Source organism: Legionella sp. D16C41, from assembly GCF_048541585.1.
Classification (GTDB): domain Bacteria; phylum Pseudomonadota; class Gammaproteobacteria; order Legionellales; family Legionellaceae; genus Legionella_C.
The window spans coordinates 15,468-37,322 of the sequence record NZ_CP183303.1 but is presented as its reverse complement, the minus strand read 5'-3'; the positions used below and the strand labels follow the sequence as shown (position 1 = coordinate 37,322).

Genomic DNA, 21,855 nt, shown 5'->3' with positions numbered 1-21,855 from the left:
TATATGATAACTTATGAGGAATATCAACTACGTCGTTGTAAATTAGCACAACAATTACCTGAGAATGCAGTAGCTATTATTACTGCAGCAGAAGAGATGCCACGTAATGGTGATAGCCATTATCGTTTTCGGCAGGCTAGTAATTTTTATTATTTAACAGGATTTAATGAACCTAATGCTATTTTAGTTCTCTTTGCTGGTAAAAATGATAATAGTATTTTATTTAATCAACCTCGTCATCCTGCTGAAGAGCAATGGACTGGGAAACGTTTAGGGCAAGAGGGGGCCTGTAAAAATTTAAATATAAGCCAAGCTTTTCCTATTGATACTTTCAAAGCAAGATTAGCAGAACTGTTAGCTAATAAAAGCGCCTTATATTATGAAATTTGTCGTAACAAGAAGTTAGACGGGATAATTTTATACACCATTAAAGAATTAAAAACGCAAGTTAGGCGTGGAATAAAACCGCCAGATAGCCTACACGATCTTGAGCCACTAATTAGCGAGATGCGTTTATTTAAAAGTGATGCTGAAATTGCTGTAATGCAGCGAGCTGCGGAAATTTCTGTAGCAGCACATCAGCGAGCTATGCAAACTTGTCATTTATTAAAAAATGAATATCAGTTAGAGGCAGAACTACGTTATGAATTTATTCGGCAAGGTGCCCATAGTGTCGCTTATACGCCCATTGTAGGCAGTGGTGAAAATACGTGTATTTTGCATTATACAAATAATGATAAACCTCTTAAATCAGGTGATTTAGTTTTAATTGATGCGGGGTGTGAGTATGAAAATTACGCCTCAGATATTACACGCACATTTCCTATTAATGGAAAGTTTAGTGAGCCGCAACGAGCCATTTATGAATTAGTTTTAAAGGCACAAAAAGCAGGCATTGCGTGTATTAAACCAGGTATTGCTTGGCCTACTATTCAAGAAACTATTGTGACCATTTTAACGCAAGGATTATGTGATCTAGGGCTTTTACAGGGTGATCCAGAGACATTAATAGCAGAAGGAGCTTATAAACCTTTTTACATGCATAACTCTGGGCATTGGTTAGGGTTAGATGTGCATGATAGCGGTTCATATAAAGTTAATAATGAATGGCGGTTATTAGAACCGGGGATGGTATTAACTGTGGAGCCTGGTCTATATATTAGTGCTAATTTGCCTAACGTTGATAGCCAGTGGTCGAATATTGGTGTAAGGATAGAAGATGATATTTTAGTAACAGCAGATGGCCATTATAATTTAACTGGTGCACTTCCAGTTGATGTGACAGACATTGAGGCTTTAATGCGTGAATGAAAAAAAAGTTGATATTTTAATTATTGGTGGTGGATTAACTGGAGCTGCATTACATTTAGCATTGGTTAACAAAGGATTTAACTGCTTATTAGTCGAAGAGTTTTCTCTTTCAGATAAGATTAAGCCTAATTTTGATGCTCGTACACTTGCCCTATCACCTGCAAGTAGGCAAATACTGCAAATGCTTAAGGTATGGACATTACTTGAGCAACAGGTAAGCGCTATTTACAAAATATTTATTTCCGAACAGGGTCGTTTTGGTAAAGCACAGCTACAACGGCAAGACAATCAGCCCTTAGGCTATGTTACTGAGATGCAATATATTAATTGTGCTTTTTATCAAGTTATGTACCATGACTCCGTATTGGCTTCCGCTAAATTAATTAGCCTAGATAAAGCCACCTCGTCAGCCATCATCAACTATAATAGTGAGCAATTAACTATTAAAGCAAAACTGATTGTTGCAGCGGATGGCTCGCACTCAAAAGTGCGGCAACTTGCAGGCCTTGCAAAAGAAATTAAAATTAAAGACTATTTACAACAAGCTGTGGTTGCAAACATTGGGCTCGCTCGCCCTCATGCCAATTATGCTTATGAACGGTTTACTCACTCAGGCCCCCTTGCTTTATTGCCTATTACAGAACAACGTATGTCAATGGTTTGGGCGCTAAACCCTAATGAGGCTAATCATCTTACAAACTTAGCAGATTGCGCTTTTTTAAACGAACTCCAGCGAGTATTCGGTTATAAATTAGGACGATTTACTAGGGTTGGCCAACGTGTAATTTACCCTTTAAAACAAATTATTATGCCTAATACTATCGCGTGGCCTTTAGTTTTTATTGGTAATGCAGCGCATACGTTACATCCAGTAGCAGGGCAAGGTTTTAATTTAGGCCTGAGAGATGTAGCTACTTTAGCTCAGTGTATTGTCCAATATGGTTTAAATACCCAGATGCTAGCTAAATATCAAATGATGCGGCAATATGATCAACAAGCGATTGTCCGACTGACAAACGGCTTAGTTGATTTATTTACAGCTAAAGGACCAGGGTTAGGATTTTTACGCAGCCTAGGCTTATCTGTTTTCGACAATAGCAATTTTTTAAAGAAGATGCTTACCCACCATGCTCGTGGTTTTGCTGGAATTGTTCCAGACTTAGTATGCGGCATCGATTTATAACTTTGGAGTAAAAATGAAGTCGCGTCAATTTGATGTATTAGTTGCTGGTGGTGGAATTATTGGTTTAACCGCAGCCTTAGCTATGGCACAACGAAACTATAACGTTGCACTGATTGATGCCGGTGACTTACAAATCAAACAATTAATAGAGCCAGACTTACGTGTTTACGCTATTAATTACGCTTCAAAGCAGTTATTTGAACAATTAGATGTCTGGAATTTAATCGATAAAGAATGTATTTCTCCTTATCAACATATGTATGTTTGGGATGCATCCACTTCAGCTTATATAGAATTTGACGCCCGTTTAATTGCTAGCTCAAATTTAGGCGCAATTATTGAAGAAACCGTTATTAAAAATGCTTTATTAAAGCGCTTAGCCTTAGAACCGACAGTAACGCTATTTCCAAATTCCAAAATTACCCAAATAACCCAGCAGCCACAAATTAAACTCTATAGTAATGAAGAAAGCTGGGAAGGTAGATTATTATTAATCACTGATGGAGGCAACTCACCCATTCGCAATATGTTATCTGTTCCAGTTACCACTTGGCCTTACCATCAGCATGCTTTAGTGGCAACAGTGCAAACAGAAATACCGCATCGCCAGACTGCTTACCAAGTATTTAATCCTAATGGCCCTCTTGCTTTTTTACCTCTAGTTGATGAGCATACCTGCTCGATTGTTTGGTCAACAACGTCACAACAGGCTAATCAATTAATGACTCTACCATCTGAGGTATTTAACCAAGCCCTAAGTAAAGCCTTTGCTTATAGATTGGGGCACGTAAACTTAATTAGTAACCGGCATCAATTTCCTTTAATTATGCGGCATACTAAACAATATGTAGGCAGAAATTGGTTATTAATGGGAGATGCTGCGCATACCATTCATCCTCTAGCCGGTTTAGGCTTAAATGTTGGCTTAGCAGACATTGCTACTTGGCTACAATGTCTAGAAGGCTCAAATAGAGAGTTTTCCAAAATTAGATTATCTTCTTATCAAAGGCAAAGGAAATACGCTGTATGGCAGATCATTGCTGTAATGGGGGGATTAAAAACACTCTTTGCCAACCCCTTACCACCTATCATGACGCTACGTAAATTAGGCTTAAATTTATGTAATCAATTCACGCCATTAAAAAGATTATTTATTGAACAAGCTATCGGTCAGTCATTAAATTAATAATCAACTAAATTAATTATGAACTTTTGAGTACTGTATCCTTTGCCCAAAAAAATGAAAACTATCTTTTAATTTTAAGCAATGGGACACTAGATCAGATAAAAAAGCTTTTTAATAGAGCTACAGTTAACCTATGTAGAGCACTATGAAGTTTAATTTTTGAAAGAAATGGTTAACTTCTGTTTTAGCAAAAGCCAAAGAACGATCTTTGGCTTAAACAATTTAAATAGTTATGACTTACTTATTCCTGCCGTTTCATAGCTTCAAAAAATTCTGTATTAGTTTTATGATTCTTCATTCTTTCAATTAAGAATTCAATAGCATCACACTCATCCATAGATTGCAGAATTTTGCGTAAAATCCAAGTACGTTGTAATTCTTCTGGGCTTAAAAGGAGATCTTCACGACGTGTACCTGAACGATTAATGTTTATTGCAGGGAAGACACGGCGCTCAGAAATACTACGGCTTAAATGGATTTCCATATTACCCGTACCTTTAAACTCTTCATAGATAACTTCATCCATTTTAGAGCCAGTATCAACAAGTGCTGTTGCAATAATCGTTAAACTACCACCTTCTTCAATATTACGGGCGGCACCATAAAGTCGTTTCGGTCTTTGCAGCGCATTAGCATCTACACCACCTGTAAGAACTTTACCCGATGAAGGAATAACCGTATTGTAAGCACGTGCTAAACGTGTGATAGAGTCAAGTAAAATAACTACATCACGTTTATGTTCAACTAAACGTTTTGCTTTTTCGATAACCATTTCGGCCACTTGAACATGGCGATTAGCAGGCTCATCAAATGTACTAGCAACTACCTCACCTTTTACCGAGCGTTGCATTTCCGTTACTTCTTCAGGACGCTCATCAATTAATAATACAATTAAATGGCAATCTGGATAACTCTTTTCAATCGAATGAGCTAAATTCTGTAACATTAATGTCTTACCGGCTTTTGGCGGTGAAACGATTAAACCACGCTGGCCGCGTCCAAATGGTGCACATAAATCAACGACGCGAGCTGTTAAGTCCTCAGAGCTACCATTGCCTTGTTCCATAACTAAGCGCTGATTTGCAAAGAGTGGGGTTAAGTTTTCAAATAGGATTTTTCGTTTTGTACTGTCTGGCGCATCAAAATTAATTTGATCAACTTTTAAGAGCGCAAAATAACGTTCATTATCTTTTGGAGGGCGAATTTTGCCATATACCGTATCACCTGTTCTAAGCCCAAAACGGCGAATTTGACTTGGTGATACGTAAGTATCATCAGGACCAGCTAAGTACGAGTCGTCTTCAGAACGTAAAAAACCAAAACCGTCAGGTAATACTTCTAAAACGCCTCCACCTAGAATATCCTCACCCTTACTAGCATGGGCTTTTAGAATTGCGAATAAAATGTCTTGTTTACGTTTGCTGGAAGTATTTTCAACTCCCATTTCTTGAGCTATGTTAACAAGATCGGCAATAGGTAATTGCTTAAGTTCTCTAAGATTCATACTACTCACTTGATGTATTGTCTATTTAAACGAAATGGGATTCCGAGATAATTTAATTATGAAGATCAACGTGGAAAGTTGTCGTCAACAGGCTTCGTTGCCAATGCTAGTTACCAAATATATTGGCCTATTTAGCAGGAATATCAATAAAGAGGTAACTTGAGATTGCCGACCTGTTGGAAACGGCCACATATTTAGCGTAACACAGCTTTTAGAGGAGATCCAGTCATTTAACATACTTTTCACCTGATATATTGCTTTAACACATATTTTTAAATTAAAAATTTAAGTTCTCTAATAATAGAATTTGTAATTATTACATTAAATCAATAGCTTAAATTGACCCTGTTCTAATGCTATTGGTGTTTGATAAAAATTACACAAGCATGCACGAAATAAATTAGCTCGTTTAGGCAAACCTTGCTGACAGTAGATGAGTACCTGCTGATAAATAGCTTGTTTAAATGCTTGTATATTAACTGAAGGACCATCTAAGTTATCAATACTAAACTGAAACCGATAACCTGCCGCTACTGATAAAATCCATTCTAGTGCCTGAGGTTTAACCTCAACCTGTTGAAACAGTTGTTGCTCTTTTGTTGTGCGTCCATCAGGAATATACCAATAACCGTAATCTTCGAGCTTTCTACGCGCACGCCCTGCAATTAACCAGTGTGCGCATTCATGTAGAGCACTACTAAAAAAACCATGGGCAAAATAAATTCCATGAAATGAGCGCGTTTCATCAGCAGGAAGGTAAATAGGCTCCTCGTCACCTTTAATTAAGCAGGTATTGTATTTAGCTGCAAAACAGCTATTAAAAAGAACAATTAAATCTTGATAATGGTGCTCTTTAATTTTCAAAGCTAGATATTACTTTAATAAATAATTTCCATTTTATCTTTTTTGTTAAAAAATTAAAATTTTTTATAGTTAATTCGCGGTTGTAGGCTGGCTCTTGACCCAATAAATTATTACATTATTTGTTGAGTCAGAACCAAATTTATATCTTAGCCAATAAGTTGTAGAGAAAAATAAATTTAAATAACTTTAATTCTTGTAAGCCAATGTTTTTCGGCCACCAAACACAGGTAATTTAATATTACCAAGTTTGGTATAGAGCCTGGTAAATAAAATGGGAAATGCACCATTGCCCGTTACATTAGCAGCCGTACCAAATGGGTCACAAATTAAATAAATTGCCGTAATTAAACCTATCATATCACTAGAAAAACCTAGATGTGCTTCTAAAATGGGAGCTACTACTATAATAACGCCTCCAGGAACTGCGGCAACAGCATATTTTGCTAATGCTGTATAAAAAGCAAATATAATAAATGTTTGTATAGAGGGAAGTGGTAGATTAAATGTAGATAGCGTAGCTAAAGCCAAAATAGGAATACCAATAGCACTACCAATAGTATGGATATTAATAATAGCTGGTACAAGCATTCTAGCTTTCTCAGTATTATTAAGATTTTTTTCAGTTGATACTAACAAAACAGGCATTGCTGCCGCGCTAGAAATTGTACTTAGCCCTGTTAAAGTAGCAGGTAGAACATTTTTTAAATAAGATACTAGCTTTTTAAAATTAGCTCCACTGGCTATAAAATACCAAAAACTTAAGTAAAGCCATTGGGTGGCTACAATTAAAATTAAAATAGGACCATATAAATTTAACGAGGTATGCAAAACTTTTTCATATTCAAGTTTAAATAAAAACCCAAGTATAAAAACAGGTAATAAAGGAATGAATATTTTTTTTAAAAAATTATTGGCCATTTTATTTAACAGCACGCCCATATGCTTAGACCAAGCTGTTGGCCGCAACGAAAAGAAAATCCCTGTAAAAAAGCCAATTAAAAGCGCAATATCATTAGGGATTAATTTCTTTAAATGAAGTTGCCAAGCAGGTGACAGCTGGGTAGCTGTTTTAATAGCTTCTGCTTTAAAATGAAAAAAATTAAGTCCAAAACAACCTGATGAATAACCAACCATTAATGCAGTAAAATTAGAAATAAAGACACAAGTAATTAATAAAACAACAAAAAAGACTGCGCCTTTTTGTAGATTAGCCAAACAAGAAAACACAAAGCTAAAAATAATAAACGGCATAAAAAATTCAAGTACCGCTTTCATACTTAAACTTAAGGCATAAGAGATTGATTTAACTTCAGTAGGAATATATTGGCCAGCTAACAAAGGAAATAAGATTACAACTAGCAACACGCAAAGTAGTTTAAATTTTTTTAAGTCAAAAAGCATACTACTCCTTTAATTCTTAAGTAACAAAACCCGTAAAAACTACACGGATGTTGTCTTGTCGTCAATTAAAAATTAGCTTTTACTTACACATCGGCAATAATTTTAAAGCACTGTTAATTAAAAAAGAGCATGAAAAAATCGAATTAAGGTTATGAAAATTAAGAGATTAACGGAGAGGTATACGAAAATTTATATAATATAATTTGCAAATTATTCCCGTACTCATTGACGGGAATAATTTAAAAATAAATGGCTTAACTATTACTTTCAATAAAGGCACTTAATTGCGATTTAGATAAAAGGCCCATTTTAACCGCTTCAACCTGCCCATTCTTAAAAAGAATAAGAGTAGGTATACTCATTACGCCATATTGAGAAGGCATTTTAGGATTTTCATCAATATTTATCTTAGCAAATGTAATGCTATCACTATGATTAGCAGCCACTTCTTCTAAAATGGGTGTTAATGCCCTGCAAGGACCACACCACTCTGCCCAGAAATCCACTAAAACTGGCTTACTTGACTTCAGAACATCTTGCTCAAAACTTGCATCAGTAACCGTTTTAATATTATCACTCATAAGGAAACCTCGCTAAATTAAAGTTGCTGTTAACCATTATAGATCACCACAAATTGCTTGCAACACACTTAACGCAACTATTGCCGCAGTTTCGGTACGAAGAATACGAGGACCTAAACTTAAAGGAGAGAACTCTTTTTCAATGAGACTCGTAAGCTCTCCTTGGCTAAAGCCGCCTTCAGGCCCAATAATAAGCCCTATTTCAGTCACGCTAGGCTTAATACTCTTCCAATTGTGGCATGCTTTAGGATCAAGAACAAAGTTTAAAGCAGGTAGCGGTTGATCTAAATACTGTTCTAGAGTAAGAACTGGTTTAATTTGCGGTACTTTGTTGCGACCAGACTGCTCACAAGCAGCAATAGCAATAGCTTGCCATTGTTGGCGTTTTTTTTCAAAGCGATCTTTATCTAGTTTTATAACGCAACGTTCAGTAATAAGTGGCGTAATACTTGCTACCCCTAGTTCAACTGCTTTTTGTACCACTATCTCCATTCGCTCACCTTTAGAAATTGCCTGCGCTAAATGAAGTTGGCATGGCGATTCTCGGTCAACTACTCTTTTTGTTAAAATGGTTACTGAGACTTTCTTTTTAGCAACCTTTATAATTTCGGCATCAAACTCATAATTATTACCAGGAAATAAAGTTAAAATATCCCCTATCTGCTTACGTAGAACAAGACTTACATGTTGTCCTGCATCAGCATTTAATTCAATAATCTGGCCTATATTATAGTTTCCAGCTTGATAAATACGTATTTTTTTCACGCCCAACCTATTAAAAAATATTACTACATCAAAATTGGCTATAACTTAATTATTATCAAATAATTCTATTATTGGAGTAGAATCGGCTAAGTTTAGCAAGGTTATTTGTTCTTTAATTTTTAATATTAGAAAGTCAGTACAGGGCCTAATAAGCTTAATTATATCAGCCCAGTATTCTTCTTGCTCACCTAAACAAATTGCTTTGGCTCGCTCAATAACAACCTGATATTGTTTAGGTACATATTGCATAACCCATTTAGCTGCATCGGGCTTTGCAATAATTTTATTAGTTTTGACTGTATACCACATACGAGCCAAGGTTAAGATAACATTTCTCGTATCGTGATTAAGATCAACAATCAAATTATCTAGCGCGTCTATTATGGCTTTAATAACATCTTCATAAGGGATACTAGGTAATAATTGACTTGGCTTAAGTCCTAATAAGGTTTCACTAGCTATTGAGACTTGCGTAATAAGTAAAGCTAAATCTGGCATCTTTCTTGTAGACCAAGGCTCATTATGACCGGATTCAAACTCTGTGCGAAGCCATTCACCATATTGAAAGTCAAAATTCGGCGGGTAACGCCAAGGATTGATTTCAGATTTTACTACAACTGTCATTTCAATAGGTCTTTTGGAATCTTTTAAATAGCGGCCTGAAATATTGAGCAAATCAGCGACTAACTTACTTTTCTCATCTGCTGTAGTAGGGCGCTTTATAACAATAAATAAATCAAGATCACTGTATCTTTGTAAGCCACCTACTATGGCTGAACCATATAGATAAATACCAAGTAAGTCTGTACTAAGGAGTTTTGTCAGTGTATCAATACAACACATAACCTGTTTTGTTGCCTGATTATCAAGCGCTCTAATCATGATTTTTTGACTAACCTATAATATAAGTTAACACTAATTAGTTTAGGGGAATAAGCAATTATACTTACTCATTGATTTAAATGTAATTAAAGTCAACAAATTTATGCTATAACGCTATCGCTACTTTGCTTGGATTAATTAAATAATCTAACATTAAAAAACTCATTTTCTTTATGCGCGGCTTACCATTAAAATACCCATTTGACAAATTAAAGTTGAAGATTTACCGTGAGTCCATTTATTTAACCATCGCGTTAAGGCCAAGCCTTAGCAAAGCATCTTTACTGGAGTATGAATTACATGAACAATACCCGTTTAGAAACAGATAGTATGGGCGAGATTGCTGTAGCAGCTGATCGCTACTGGGGAGCACAAACTGAACGCTCTCTTCATCATTTTAATATTGGCCGCGATATCATGCCTATTGAAGTGATTCATGCTTTTGGAATTTTAAAAAAAGCAGCAGCCCTTACCAATGTCGAGTTAGGAAAATTGCCTGAGGATAAAGCTAAATTAATTATTCAAGCAGCAGAAGAAGTCAGTAAAGGTTTATTAGATAAACATTTTCCACTTCATGTTTGGCAAACAGGCAGTGGCACACAATCTAATATGAATGTGAATGAAGTTATTGCCAATAGAGCTATTGAACTTGCCGGAGGCGTGTTAGGCAGTAAAACGCCCATTCATCCTAATGACATGGTCAATATGTCGCAATCTTCTAATGATACCTTTCCTACAGCAATGCATATAGCCGCTGCTTTAGCTGTTCATAACAATTTATTACCCGAGGTTCGTCGTTTACGTAATGCTTTAGCTGATAAACAAGAAGAGTTTAAAAATATTGTAAAAATCGGCCGTACTCACTTACAAGATGCTGTACCGCTTACACTTGGACAAGAGTTTTCTGGCTATGTCGCTCAACTTAACGCTTGTCTACATTGGATTGAAAGTGTTTTGCCACAACTATATGAATTAGCAATTGGTGGTACTGCTGTAGGTACAGGCCTTAATACTCATCCTCAATTCGCCACTAAAGTTGCAGAACATATTGCAGCCATCACTAACTTGCCTTTTATTTCTGCACCTAATAAATTTGCAGCTTTAGCTGCTCATGATCCTTTGGTTATGGCACATGGTACATTAAAAACACTTGCTTGTGCGTTAATGAAAATAGCTAATGACGTTCGTTGGCTTGGTTCAGGTCCACGTTGCGGTATTGGTGAATTAATTCTACCAGAAAATGAGCCTGGCTCTTCAATTATGCCTGGTAAAGTTAACCCCACACAGTGCGAAGCAATGACTATGGTCTGTACCCAAGTAATTGGAAATGATACCGCCGTAGGTGTTGCTGGTAGTCAAGGAAATTTTGAATTAAATGTTTTTAAACCCATTATTATTTTTAATTTCCTCCATTCCGTAAACCTTTTAATTGGTACCTGTCGTTCATTTAGAGAGTTTTGCGTCGAGGGCTTAGAGGCCAATCAAGAAAGGATTAATTATTATCTACAAAACTCCTTAATGCTGGTTACCGCTTTAAACCAACATATCGGTTATGACAAAGCTGCAAAAATTGCTAAAACTGCCCACCATGAAAATACTTCCTTGCTTGAGGCAGCAGTTAAATTAGGTTTTTTAACAGCTGAGCAATTTAAAGAATATGTAAAACCTGAAGAAATGATATCACCGCGCTAAGTAATTTCATAAATGGAGCCCTAACTTCATAGCACTAAGTTAAGACCCGACTCCTGTGGCTTGTCCGAGGCATCCAGCGCTCAAGACTCCTGGATCCCTCGAACAAGCCAAGGGACGTCGATAGAGTCAAAATAGGTAAAAAATCCTTAATTTAGTGCCCAACCCTAGCTTCATTTATTTACTATTTTTTTAACCGTTTACGGGTATATTTGAATCTTGGTGAAAGATTAAATTTGAGTGCAGTTTGGACTTACAACATGCTGAAAAAGCGTAGTACAGCCTTCTATGTGAGCATTTTAAATGCATATTATAAGTTAAAATGCACAAAATACAGCCTTTCGGTGCATAGGACATAAGCGCTTACATTAATTTTTTTGTAGCTGACGTAAATGCGGCATAACTCGCTCTACATTATTACTAAAAATCCATTCTATACCTCGATTTAATTCGCGATATAAGCAATTTTTTGAATCAATAAATCCTACGCCTACTTGCTGATTTGCTGTACGTAAAGCATTAATCTGTGTTTGTCTCAATAATAGATAATGGGCCAATACACCGCCATAACCTTTTTCCAAACTTAATTGACAAAAACGAGCAATATTATTATGCAAGGGAACTAGTAACAAAGATTTTTTAGGAAAAGCATGCTCTATTAAACTAAAGATAGATTCATTTAAAGCGAGTAGATGATAATCTTGAATTGGAACCAGCGGTTTTAAAGTTTGGATTAATGAATCTAAGGCAACAAAAGGTTCTTTAATTTCAATAAATAAATGTATTTTCTGGCCATAGCGCTCTACAATTTCAGCTAAACTAGGCAAAAGAGTAAGCTCTTGTCTAAGTTGTGCAAATGTTAAATTACCAATTGTTAAATCTTTATTCCATAGTCGCCTTAAGGTAGGGTCATGATTAACCATAATAATTTGATCTGCTGTTGCGCGCACATCAAGTTCAATACCCCAACAACCTAGCTCTAGTGCTTTGGCAAAAGCCACATCTGTATTTTCTAAACAAGATTGCTGATTATTATGAGCACCACGATGGGCAATTAACTTAGCTTTATTAATTATATCAGGCTTAGGTTTAGGCTGCGGTTTACAAGCAAAATAAGTGTCAACACCTTTGCTAAGCCAATCAAGAAGTATCATTATTTATTCCAAAAACCTAACTTATATAACCTATTGATTATAAAGATATGATTTACATTAAGATAGATTGTTTTCGATTTAAAAATTATAAATCAAATGCTTAGAGCTTTTATACATGAATTAACACTTAGTTTAGCTATACTTTTTAAAGAGCATAGAATAAAGGTTGACAGGATTATAGTTCTTCAGTAACGTACGCTGGTTAAGATGCCGAGGTGGTGGAATTGGTAGACACGCTAGCTTCAGGTGCTAGTGGGGGTAACTCCGTGGAGGTTCGAGTCCTCTTCTCGGTACCATTAAATTTTTTTACAACATTTCTTCCTAACAGTTAATTTCTTTTTTTTATTGTAGTAATGCTGACTTCTTAAAGCTTCTCAACTACTCGCTATTTTCTCTATAACCGCAAAGAATATTAGCCTCGGCGTACAATTTAATTCTGCATCAACAAAAGTTTAGGAATTCTTTAAAACTACTTGAACTCTACTATTTTTATAGTAGAATCTACTATAAAAATAGTAGAATGTATTATATGGAGAAAAAATGTCACCAAAAAAAATTTCCTCTTCCACTTCCACTGAGCGAATTCTTACTGAAGTAGAGCTTGAATTAATGAACATAGTTTGGAGTCTAAATAAAGCAACCATTAAAGAAGTTACTTCGCATCTCCCTAAAGAAAGACCGCTTGCCTACACAACAGTAGCTACAGTCCTTAAAGTTCTTGAACAAAAGGGATTTCTTGAGTGTCAAAAAAATTCCTATGCGCATGTTTTTACACCTATCGTTACAAAGTCAGACTATGAAAGTACTTGTCTTGATCATATTGTTGCTAATGTATTTGATGGCGAGCCCGTTGCGCTTGTGCAAAGACTCTTGATGGCCAAAAAATTACCTCATGCTGATATTGAAGCGATAGAGAAAGCTCTAAAGCAATTAATTACTAGCGAAAGCTCAAAAGGAGTACAGTAATGTTACTTATGGAGATACTATTAAGTATTCACTGTTTACTTCTTATAAGCTCGTGGTTTATTGGTAGTCAAAAACTGACCTCTCAACCCTCTTTTAAACTTAAACTTGCGCGCTTTTTATTAGTTAGTTGTGTAGTTTCTCCATTGATTGTCCATTGTGTACACTTTGATTTAAAACCGGTAAAACATAAATATATATCAATTGATACTCTAAAGGCGTATGTCAATTTACCTATCGTACGGCCTAACTCGTCAGAGTCCATTTCTAAGCCGACACCTATTTCAGCAATTACTAACCCCACCTACTATTCATTATTATATCTGGTATTTTTTTTATTAATCTTATTTCGTACTTATCGCGTACTGTTAGACTTGATTAAATTGAAAACTATAGTGGATAAAGCAGTTGCTTATCGCACTTCTGGTAAACTTATAGTTAAAATTTCTGATCGTTGCCATATTCCTTTTTCAGTCTATTTATTTAATAAAGCTTATATTCTATTGCCCGTGTCCCTATTTTCTTCTTCGAAAAATGTAAAAATTGCTATCGCTCATGAAGGTCAACATCATCGTAACCGAGATTGTTTATGGGCTTATTTCATGGAAGCTTTACGCATCGTCTTTTGGGGCAACCCTGGCGTTAATAAATGGCATAACGTCTTAAGCGAATTACAAGAATTATCATGTGATGAAGTATTGGTTGGCCACCAAAAGATTTCAGCATATGACTATGGCCGCTGCTTGTTTCAGGTTGTACAGGCAGTATCTCAGTGTTCTTTACTATCAAACCGAGAATTTGCATGCACGGTAGGAATGGCTTTGAATACGGAGAATAAAGAGAGTGCTTTTATCATCAGGAGAATTTCAATGTTATCGACTTACCCATTAAATGTTTCTAGACCTTTATTGTTAGGGGCAGCACTTGCAGGGCTTTCTATGTTAGCCCCAATTTGTGCTTCTTATGCCGCCTTAGGCTCAATAACCACCTCGCAGAGTAAAGAAATCGATGTATCTCACCTAGATCCTAAAATACAGCAGGTTGCAGCGAAAGAGATTGCTATAGCTGTTCATCAATATCAGGCAAAATCAGGAGTTATTGCTGTGGTTGATCCAAGTAGTGGCAATATTATTGCATTTGCTGAAGCAGGTAAAAATAAGGAAGATTCTAGCTGGAAATCACGTGTTTTTTCGCCAGGATCGACTATAAAACCTTTTATTGCCGCAGCTGCGATTGATGTTGGTATTAGTTCTGAATCTAAGCTTTATGATTGCCCATCTCCTTATTATATTGAAGGCAAAATGTTTACGAATTATAACGCTGAGATTAATTCAATTTCATTAACAGATGCGCTATCTAAATCAGTCAACACCTGCCTTATTAAAGTTGCTCAAGATGCAGGGCCTTCAGTAATTCGTAAAAAACTTGAAGCATTCGGTTTTGATATGAAGAGCTGGTGGAGAACTAATCAAAGTGACAACTTACAACTTGCAAAAACATCATTAGGCGAAAACATTCCAGTCACTGTAGAAACCTTAGCTAAATCTTTTGCAATTCTGGCAAATAAAGGTTACGTTCATGGGCAAAATGCTAGTTCAGTAATTTCAGCAACTACAGCAGAATCAGTGACACGCATGCTTGAAAAATCTGTACAGAATGGCACTGGCATACGAGCCGCAATTCCTGGTATTTCTGTCGCTGGTAAAACAGGCACGGTCGCAGAAGATGTTAATTTTGCTAAAGCAAAGCATCTCTCTTTATTTGCAGGATATGTACCAGCTAATAAACCACAGTATGTCATGCTAGTTGTCATCGAAGACGGTTATTTAAATAAAAATGGTGAAACTTTAGCTTCTGGAGGCGAGTTAGCCGCGCCTGTATTTCGTAATGTAGCGATTAAAAGTTTAAAGTTTGCAAAACAGTAACAAGATAATAGGCAAGCGTTCATGTAATAGTGTCAACCGAAGCCTTAGGTAGGTTGGCCAGAGCCCATAAACGTCAGATCAAACAATTTTGTAGCTGCGTTTAGTTTTTAAACCCTTTTATGTCCTAAGCAGAGGTGCATTTGAGCCCGTTTTGGAACGTTGTTGGACATGGATGTCCAACATCGAGCCGCATGGATGGTTTCGGCGATTCCAAAACGGGCTTAAATGCACCTCTGCCTGCCTCGATCTAATCGCTTGAACCCTTAGCCTGACAGCTATGGACCTTGGCCCAACAATAGTCATGTAAATGTTGGGCCACAGCCCAACCTACAAAAATTCTCCTGAGTTACCGTCATTACGTGGTAAACACTTACCCTATTTTACCTAGCGCCTGTCCATATTTAATAGTCTGACCAGCTTTAAGCGTATCAAGCCAATATACTTGCTGCCCATTTGCAAAAAGTAATACGACTGTTGAGCCCAATTTAAAATACCCCATTTCATCGCCCTTATTTAAGCGTTTAGGCTGGTCACTATAAGCAAAAAGTTGCTGCTTTTTAGTACGCTTAAGTTCACCATGCCAACTAGTTCCAATAGCCCCAACAATTGTTGCGCCAACTAATACCATAGCCATTAAGCCGACTTCCGTATCATAAAAGGTTACCAATCGTTCATTACGAGCAAATAACTTAGGTACTACACGTGCCGTGGTAGGTTGTACAGAAAAAAGTTTTCCTGGAATATAGATCATATGCCGCAAGGTTGCTGCTATTGGCATATGCACGCGATGATAATCTTTAGGTGAAAGATACAGCGTCGCAAAACGCCCTGAAATAAATTTTCCACTTAAACTACTATCACAAGCTAAAAATTCCTCTACTGTGTAATAGCGTCCTTTAGCTTGAAGAATTTCACCTTTATTAATTTGACCTAATTCACTTATGACTCCATCAACGGGTGAAACAATATCAGCCGGCGCTAAGGGTCGCTTTTCTGCTTTTAAACGGCGAATAAAAAAATCATTAAAACAAGCATAGTTGAGCGGATTTTCTTCATAAGCATCACTCATCACTACATCGTATTTTTGAACAAACTGACGAATTAAGTAATTTTTAACAGCAGGAATTTTTACCCCAGCTAGCAAACCAGCAAAATTAGTTAAAGCGTGCTTTGGAGCTAAATACTGAGGAAAAGTTTTTAAATAATCAATAATCATAACTAATATCATTAAAAATTTAGAGCATCATAACGTAAAAAAAATCATCTTGTCATGTTATAAAGATAAAGTTTAAAATTCTTTTACTATTAGAGTAAGTATAAAAAGAGCTAATTTATTAGCTTAGTCATTTACAACAATCAAAAACTATGGCTAATTAATTATAGCCTTAGGATAAAATTTTTAATTATTTGTTTAGAGGAAAAAGTATATGTTTAGCTAATATTAGCAGGAGAAACTCATGCATGAAGGACATTATAAGTTACCCTACCGCCCTATGCCCACCCAATCGCGATTTGGCCTTTTCAGTTGGCCACTACATCATGAAAATTGCTATCTACCTCAAGAATTACAATTTAGACAACGTATCTTAACAGCGCGAGCAACAAGCGGACTAGACCAAGAACTATTACAAACAAGTAGTAGCTGGTTTGCTGAAGACAATCAAGTTGCCTTCATTAATGAAAATGAAAATTCCTGGTTTCTAAATAATGAATATCGCCCAAGGCATGAGCTTAATAGTGACGACTTTCATATTGGTTTAGTAGACAATGAACGTTTAAATTGGCCAGGCTTAAGCACACTTATGCGCAACATTGGCGATTATTTATTAATTCGTAATAGTAAGCTTTCGCCAGAACATTTTAATCAACCTATGAACTATGTATTACTCGATGTTATTCAGATATTAAAGCGGCTTGCTACTACTGATAATTCAACTTATGTCGCCAAACAGTTACAATTATTACGTCAATATTTACGTACTATAGAAATCCATGTGCCTCCTACCGCTGGCAGCGATCGATTATTTTTAGCTGATTGTCGCTATAATCTTGAGGCAAAAGTTGAAGCTAACATCATCCATAATCTTGTAACTCAACAATTGAAAAAACGCCTCTATGCTGTCAAGTTGCAACTTAATAAAGTAGCTGAGTTACGCCATACCATCTTACATTTTGCTTTAGCCAAGGAACGTGTTAACCCCCACCCTTATTGGGAGCTTTTTACAAGTAGTGAACAAGCATTGGATTCTAAAGCACAATTTCCTACCTTAGCTGCAAAAGCCTGTGCTACGGTTTCACGTGAAGCAATAGTAGAGTTCGCAATAGATCCCACCCTTTTACCCGTACTAATTACGGAGCAAACCTTAGATAATTGTCCTGAGTTTAAATTTATTGCGGAGCTAGCTGGTGAGGTAAAAGCGGCCTATGGTGAAAGTATCACTGATTTACAGGAAATAGTTCGTTTTCAAACAATTCTAGATAAGCTTCTACAAGTATTTGATCAAGCAGGCGAGGTATTTACATTAATTCAATTTCGTGAAGAAATGTCTAATTTATTGCAAAGTATTGAACAGTTTATTCTACGTTCAGAGGAAAATATTTTGCTTGTTTTAGACGCTAATACACAAGCTTATCATAAATACATTCAACATAAGCAAGATTTGAATTGGTGGAATAGAATAATTAGGAATAAGCAAGCTCAAATTGACAATTTTATTACCAATCAAGATAATTTAGCTCGCTTCTCAACTAACCCTAGTGATTTACAAGCTGCCAGTAATGAGCTAGTTGCTCAAGTTAACCAAGTTATTAACCATTTAAACCAACAAAAAAATCCTAATGAACAACTTAAGTTAGTTAGTGATGTCAGAAATTTAATAGAACAACTTATAGACTCCATGCATTCATGGGTAAATCATCAACGTATTACACAAGGCCTACCCGTAATTCCAAAAAAATTAGCTTTTAGCACTGAACGTAGTGCTGACCAAGATAAAGAAACTTTGACTAAACCAGATCTAAATAGTAAACGCTTAGCTCCCAAGGCTTCTTATAACTCCCTTTTCAGCAAATCAAAACGGCTAGAAATTAAACCGGTGTCAGAAAATTGCTTACCCTTACAATTAAATACTACGCCTACATCTAACTATATTAACCGCCAATCTTTTTTAGCAGATAATTCAGCTTATAATGCTAATAGACAGATTAACAACTCTACAACCATTTTTCTGGTCAGTTTTGTTCTTTTATTACCAGTCTGTCTTTTGGTTATAAAAATAATTTATGATAAATGGCAATTATCAAAAGATGAAACTATTCCAGAGGAAATTAATAAGGCAGATTTTACCTTATTGTTAAATAAAGCAGCAGATCAATTAGCACTTGCCATACATATCAAACCCGAAAATAATTGGGATGATGAAATTGAAATTTATACTGAAGAGCTACTTAAGCTACAGTCTAAAATAAATCCTATCAAGCCTGATCTTAAAGCTTTAAAAGTATTAGTTAAAGACCTTAACTATTTAATTAAATCCTCAACTCAAGAATTAACAAACAATCCCTCTAACACGTTCGCTTTATAAAACAGCTACCGTTGTATGCTCTGTTAATAGAGGGTGTGATTCATAAGTTTGATGTTTGGCATAATCTGCTAAACACTGTAGATAATATTGCAAATGGCTATCATTGTTAGCAACTTGCATAATAAGTTGCGCATTTGGATCTTGAATTTTGCCAATTGAAATAGCTGTTTGCATTTTATTTAATAAAATATTAAATAAAATCGTATTAAACGAGCCACTCTTAATCTGTCCTTGAGTAAATAGATTAGCTAAAATTCCTGAATTAGAGTGATGCTTATCATTTAAAGCTTTATATATTTCCTCACTTCGACTTTTTGTACTAAACCAATTCCAACTATAAGGTTGATATTGATTTAATGCTTCTTTTAATATGCAATCAAATTGTTTTCGCTCTAAACTATCAACCCATTTATACATCCACTTGTTAAAGCGAGTTAAAGAATCTTTTGAATATAAATGGCTAAACCGTGCATCTTCTTTTGCATATTTAATAGCTCGTAGTGTGTACGTATAATCATCAAATGTACCTCGATCACAAGCATATTCAACACTAATTAAATTAACATCTATGGCGTTACGAGTTTCATCTTCCGTATTGTCAGCATTAGAACCATTAATCGTTCTACTGATAAAAATTTCCATTAAATTTTTTATCAATTGCGTATTTAAAGATGTACTTGCATGCCCACCAGAGCTTAAGATAAATGCTAATTTATTAGCATTATCTTCTGTGCTAGGTTTCTTTAAGAATAGCTTTACCGGTTTTTCACGATTACGATTAGATAAGAAATTGTATGTACTTGCTGTGTAGCAGCCTGAAATAATGTTTGATACGGTATCTTTGAAGGTATCTTCATCAAGCCTATTTACCCAATCAAATAGTGCTTTAATTGCTGCTGACATCACATGCTCTTCAGTATGAGGAACATTTAAGAGAGCTGCATAATTATACCTAACTTTATTGTCCATAGACACATCTGCAGAATTTAAGTGCCTTTGAAAATTAAAGTTTCCATATAGATCATAGATTTTAGTCATCAATGCGCCAAATATCTTAATCCAGCCTGTGCCAGCAAAACATTTATAAATATTAGCCTCATAATTTTCTATTGCCATAGAAACTTTTCGGCAAAATATTTGATTTTTTTCTAGCGTCAACTCATCTTTTTCTAATTTATAATAATCTAAAGCAGCCTGTTTTAAACTTTCTCTAAATTTAAGCAGCTCTTTTAATCCTAACAAGATACTATTTTCTTTATCACACTCAATAGGAACTGAATCAATATCAAAATCCTTCTCTTCTAAAAGTTGAGTACTTTTAATTAAATTGACATCATCTAAGGCTATTTTATTTTTTTCTAAGGATGGTAGAGTAATTGGCTTACGTTGTAATTCTTTGATTAAATTTTCAGTTAATTGCTGAGCATCCGCTAAGCTATCTTTAATTAAGAAAATAAGTGAATCACGCCAAACTTGATGATACCTTTGTTCCATTTTTACTAAATTAAATCGAGCAGTAGGTTTAAATACACAGGCATCAACATCTATAGATTTTTTAATATGAGTAAAATCTGCATCAATATTTTCATTAGAACTATTTTCAGAACTAGGGTAAACACAGCTCCAAGCTTGTTCCATTTTTTTATTTTTCTCTTCTGCTTGCGTTATAATCTGGCTAAAAGCAGACGGTTTATTACGTAAATAATCACTAAAAGCAATCACTGCTGTATTACTTTCGTTTTGAGGACAACCAGTATAAAAAACGACTGCTCGATATAATTGTTGATAACGTTCATTAAAAACTTTCATAATGTGATCAACAAAAGTTTCTTGCTCTTCAAACACCGGTTGGAAAAAGTTTGGATGTATTTTTGCTAAGGCAGTTCTTTGTTTTTCATCTAAGCAACTATAGTTAAATTTTATATCACCAAAATAATGTTCAAGCCGAGAGCGTAACATTTCTGGATCAAAACCAATTAATTGTTTTAGTAGTGCACTGAATAATTGATCCTGAAATGAAATTTTACCATCTTCAATACGCAATGATGGATTACTCGCTAGTTTTTGAAATTCAGCATAATTTTTATAAACCTTAATGACATTACCATTAGCAGGAATTGTCCTTGCAGGGGAATGTGTTCCAGGAAGCGATATAGGGAAATTGTCTAAATGCCATCTTTTCAACCGCATTAATTGCTCTGGTGGCGCTTTTAAAAAACTATCACTTAATCGGCCGCCTTTCATAATATAGGTAATATCATATAAACGCATATCACCATCAATTAAACCTAAAGTGGATACGTTACCAGGGTGGCCATCATCTTCTCCAATAATCCACATCAAGACTAATAATTCAGCAAAATTATTTTGTAAGAGCGATTCTACACTTGGGCAAATTAGTTCTTTTTCTTGCGGATTCGACGACGTAGAATCACTCCATTGCTGTAGAGGCCTAAAATTCGGGATAGCGATTGATATAGTTCCAATAACCTCATCTTGATCATTTAATACAAGTCGCTCTTCGGCAACGCGATCAACGAGGGTACCCATAAAAACGCTACTGGCAACCGAATACTCAGCCAGAATACGGGGATATGAAGAGGCGAGAGGTTTATAAAATCCTTTTTTTGTCTCGCCAGCTGCGTCGACAAATTCGACTTTGAAAACTTCATGGCCTGAGGTAGGCACCGCTTCTCCGGCGCTTTTAAACTTTAACTGGCCATATCGTAAAGCCTTACTTGGCAAAGGCATGGCTCTATTTCCTTATTTTCTGGTATCAGCAGAATATATTCATATTAAGCAGAAAATGCAGATTTGTTCAATAGTATTTTTAATAACAAACATGCACCGACTTAAAAAGAAT

Annotated in this window: 16 protein-coding genes and 1 tRNA gene; 8 read left to right on the top strand and 9 right to left on the bottom strand. The window is 35.6% G+C overall.

What is annotated here, in order from left to right; translation table 11 throughout:
- Positions 1 to 3: 3 nt before the first annotated feature.
- The 3 genes from pepP to ACNVED_RS00120 are packed head-to-tail and all read left to right on the top strand — an operon-like array spanning position 4 to position 3,680.
- On the top strand, positions 4 to 1,311 hold the full coding sequence (gene pepP / locus ACNVED_RS00130; protein WP_419419750.1) for a Xaa-Pro aminopeptidase: 1,308 nt from the start codon (positions 4 to 6) through the stop codon (positions 1,309 to 1,311).
- Positions 1,304 to 2,494 (top strand): FAD-dependent monooxygenase, encoded by a 1,191-nt coding sequence (locus ACNVED_RS00125; RefSeq protein ID WP_419419749.1) that lies wholly within the window; start codon positions 1,304 to 1,306, stop codon positions 2,492 to 2,494. Before pepP ends, ACNVED_RS00125 begins: the two co-directional genes overlap by 8 nt.
- A gap of 13 nt (positions 2,495 to 2,507) precedes the next feature.
- Complete coding sequence (locus ACNVED_RS00120) at positions 2,508 to 3,680, top strand: FAD-dependent oxidoreductase (RefSeq protein ID WP_419419748.1); 1,173 nt, start codon at positions 2,508 to 2,510, stop codon at positions 3,678 to 3,680.
- Positions 3,681 to 3,921: 241 nt separating this feature from the next.
- Here the strand turns inward: ACNVED_RS00120 and rho are convergent, their stop codons facing one another.
- The 6 genes from rho to ACNVED_RS00090 all read right to left on the bottom strand — a co-directional run bounded on the left by rho (position 3,922) and on the right by ACNVED_RS00090 (position 9,677).
- The gene (gene rho, locus ACNVED_RS00115; RefSeq protein ID WP_419419747.1) at positions 3,922 to 5,184 is read right to left on the bottom strand and encodes a transcription termination factor Rho; all 1,263 of its coding nucleotides are present in this window, start codon (positions 5,182 to 5,184) and stop codon (positions 3,922 to 3,924) included.
- A 321-nt stretch (positions 5,185 to 5,505) separates the two neighbouring features.
- Positions 5,506 to 6,048 carry an elongation factor P hydroxylase gene (locus tag ACNVED_RS00110; protein WP_419419746.1) on the bottom strand — a complete coding sequence of 181 codons (543 nt, stop codon included), beginning with the start codon at positions 6,046 to 6,048 and terminating at the stop codon, positions 5,506 to 5,508.
- A 186-nt stretch (positions 6,049 to 6,234) separates the two neighbouring features.
- The gene (locus ACNVED_RS00105) at positions 6,235 to 7,449 is read right to left on the bottom strand and encodes a cation:dicarboxylate symporter family transporter (RefSeq protein WP_419419745.1); all 1,215 of its coding nucleotides are present in this window, start codon (positions 7,447 to 7,449) and stop codon (positions 6,235 to 6,237) included.
- A 254-nt stretch (positions 7,450 to 7,703) separates the two neighbouring features.
- Entirely contained in the window at positions 7,704 to 8,030 is a 327-nt protein-coding gene (gene trxA / locus ACNVED_RS00100; RefSeq protein ID WP_419419744.1) for a thioredoxin, read from the bottom strand.
- Positions 8,031 to 8,066: 36 nt separating this feature from the next.
- Positions 8,067 to 8,795, bottom strand: coding sequence for a 16S rRNA (uracil(1498)-N(3))-methyltransferase (locus tag ACNVED_RS00095; protein WP_419419743.1), 729 nt, complete (start codon positions 8,793 to 8,795; stop codon positions 8,067 to 8,069).
- A gap of 45 nt (positions 8,796 to 8,840) precedes the next feature.
- Positions 8,841 to 9,677: an aminoglycoside adenylyltransferase family protein gene (locus tag ACNVED_RS00090; protein ID WP_419419742.1), complete on the bottom strand. Its 837-nt coding sequence runs from the start codon at positions 9,675 to 9,677 to the stop codon at positions 8,841 to 8,843.
- Positions 9,678 to 9,977: 300 nt separating this feature from the next.
- On the opposite strand from ACNVED_RS00090, the gene fumC reads away from it, so the two are divergent.
- Positions 9,978 to 11,369 (top strand): class II fumarate hydratase, encoded by a 1,392-nt coding sequence (fumC, locus tag ACNVED_RS00085; RefSeq protein WP_419419741.1) that lies wholly within the window; start codon positions 9,978 to 9,980, stop codon positions 11,367 to 11,369.
- A 365-nt stretch (positions 11,370 to 11,734) separates the two neighbouring features.
- Here the strand turns inward: fumC and ACNVED_RS00080 are convergent, their stop codons facing one another.
- Complete coding sequence (locus ACNVED_RS00080; protein ID WP_419419740.1) at positions 11,735 to 12,520, bottom strand: glycerophosphodiester phosphodiesterase; 786 nt, start codon at positions 12,518 to 12,520, stop codon at positions 11,735 to 11,737.
- 209 nt (positions 12,521 to 12,729) lie between these two features.
- Here ACNVED_RS00080 and ACNVED_RS00075 point away from each other — a divergent pair.
- From ACNVED_RS00075 to ACNVED_RS00065, 3 genes are all read left to right on the top strand, one after another.
- Positions 12,730 to 12,816: transfer RNA gene (locus ACNVED_RS00075), tRNA-Leu, on the top strand.
- A 244-nt stretch (positions 12,817 to 13,060) separates the two neighbouring features.
- A complete protein-coding gene (locus ACNVED_RS00070; protein WP_419419739.1) occupies positions 13,061 to 13,486 on the top strand; it encodes a BlaI/MecI/CopY family transcriptional regulator in 426 nt (141 codons plus the stop codon).
- On the top strand, positions 13,486 to 15,408 hold the full coding sequence (locus ACNVED_RS00065) for a penicillin-binding transpeptidase domain-containing protein (protein WP_419419738.1): 1,923 nt from the start codon (positions 13,486 to 13,488) through the stop codon (positions 15,406 to 15,408). Before ACNVED_RS00070 ends, ACNVED_RS00065 begins: the two co-directional genes overlap by 1 nt.
- Positions 15,409 to 15,778: 370 nt before the next feature.
- Here ACNVED_RS00065 and asd read toward each other — a convergent pair whose 3' ends face one another.
- Positions 15,779 to 16,624, bottom strand: a complete 846-nt coding sequence (gene asd, locus ACNVED_RS00060; protein WP_419419737.1) for an archaetidylserine decarboxylase — start codon at positions 16,622 to 16,624, stop codon at positions 15,779 to 15,781.
- Between the two features lie 241 nt (positions 16,625 to 16,865).
- Here asd and ACNVED_RS00055 point away from each other — a divergent pair, with 241 nt between their 5' ends.
- Complete coding sequence (locus tag ACNVED_RS00055) at positions 16,866 to 18,992, top strand: hypothetical protein (RefSeq protein ID WP_419419736.1); 2,127 nt, start codon at positions 16,866 to 16,868, stop codon at positions 18,990 to 18,992.
- On the opposite strand, the gene ACNVED_RS00050 is transcribed toward ACNVED_RS00055, so the two are convergent.
- Positions 18,987 to 21,743 (bottom strand): hypothetical protein, encoded by a 2,757-nt coding sequence (locus tag ACNVED_RS00050; protein WP_419419735.1) that lies wholly within the window; start codon positions 21,741 to 21,743, stop codon positions 18,987 to 18,989. The two genes, ACNVED_RS00055 and ACNVED_RS00050, sit on opposite strands and share 6 nt — an antisense overlap.
- Between the last annotated feature and the right edge of the window lie 112 nt (positions 21,744 to 21,855).

What these genes read in the sequence shown, in the direction of transcription:
- pepP (WP_419419750.1), top strand. Translation starts at nt 4, where the DNA reads ATGATAACTTATGAGGAATATCAACTACGTCGTTGTAAATTAGCACAA.
- ACNVED_RS00120 (WP_419419748.1), top strand. Translation starts at nt 2,508, where the DNA reads ATGAAGTCGCGTCAATTTGATGTATTAGTTGCTGGTGGTGGAATTATT.
- rho (WP_419419747.1), bottom strand. Translation starts at nt 5,184, where the DNA reads ATGAATCTTAGAGAACTTAAGCAATTACCTATTGCCGATCTTGTTAAC.
- ACNVED_RS00105 (WP_419419745.1), bottom strand. Translation starts at nt 7,449, where the DNA reads ATGCTTTTTGACTTAAAAAAATTTAAACTACTTTGCGTGTTGCTAGTT.
- trxA (WP_419419744.1), bottom strand. Translation starts at nt 8,030, where the DNA reads ATGAGTGATAATATTAAAACGGTTACTGATGCAAGTTTTGAGCAAGAT.
- ACNVED_RS00090 (WP_419419742.1), bottom strand. Translation starts at nt 9,677, where the DNA reads ATGATTAGAGCGCTTGATAATCAGGCAACAAAACAGGTTATGTGTTGT.
- fumC (WP_419419741.1), top strand. Translation starts at nt 9,978, where the DNA reads ATGAACAATACCCGTTTAGAAACAGATAGTATGGGCGAGATTGCTGTA.
- ACNVED_RS00080 (WP_419419740.1), bottom strand. Translation starts at nt 12,520, where the DNA reads ATGATACTTCTTGATTGGCTTAGCAAAGGTGTTGACACTTATTTTGCT.
- ACNVED_RS00070 (WP_419419739.1), top strand. Translation starts at nt 13,061, where the DNA reads ATGTCACCAAAAAAAATTTCCTCTTCCACTTCCACTGAGCGAATTCTT.
- ACNVED_RS00065 (WP_419419738.1), top strand. Translation starts at nt 13,486, where the DNA reads ATGTTACTTATGGAGATACTATTAAGTATTCACTGTTTACTTCTTATA.
- asd (WP_419419737.1), bottom strand. Translation starts at nt 16,624, where the DNA reads ATGATTATTGATTATTTAAAAACTTTTCCTCAGTATTTAGCTCCAAAG.
- ACNVED_RS00055 (WP_419419736.1), top strand. Translation starts at nt 16,866, where the DNA reads ATGCATGAAGGACATTATAAGTTACCCTACCGCCCTATGCCCACCCAA.
- ACNVED_RS00050 (WP_419419735.1), bottom strand. Translation starts at nt 21,743, where the DNA reads ATGCCTTTGCCAAGTAAGGCTTTACGATATGGCCAGTTAAAGTTTAAA.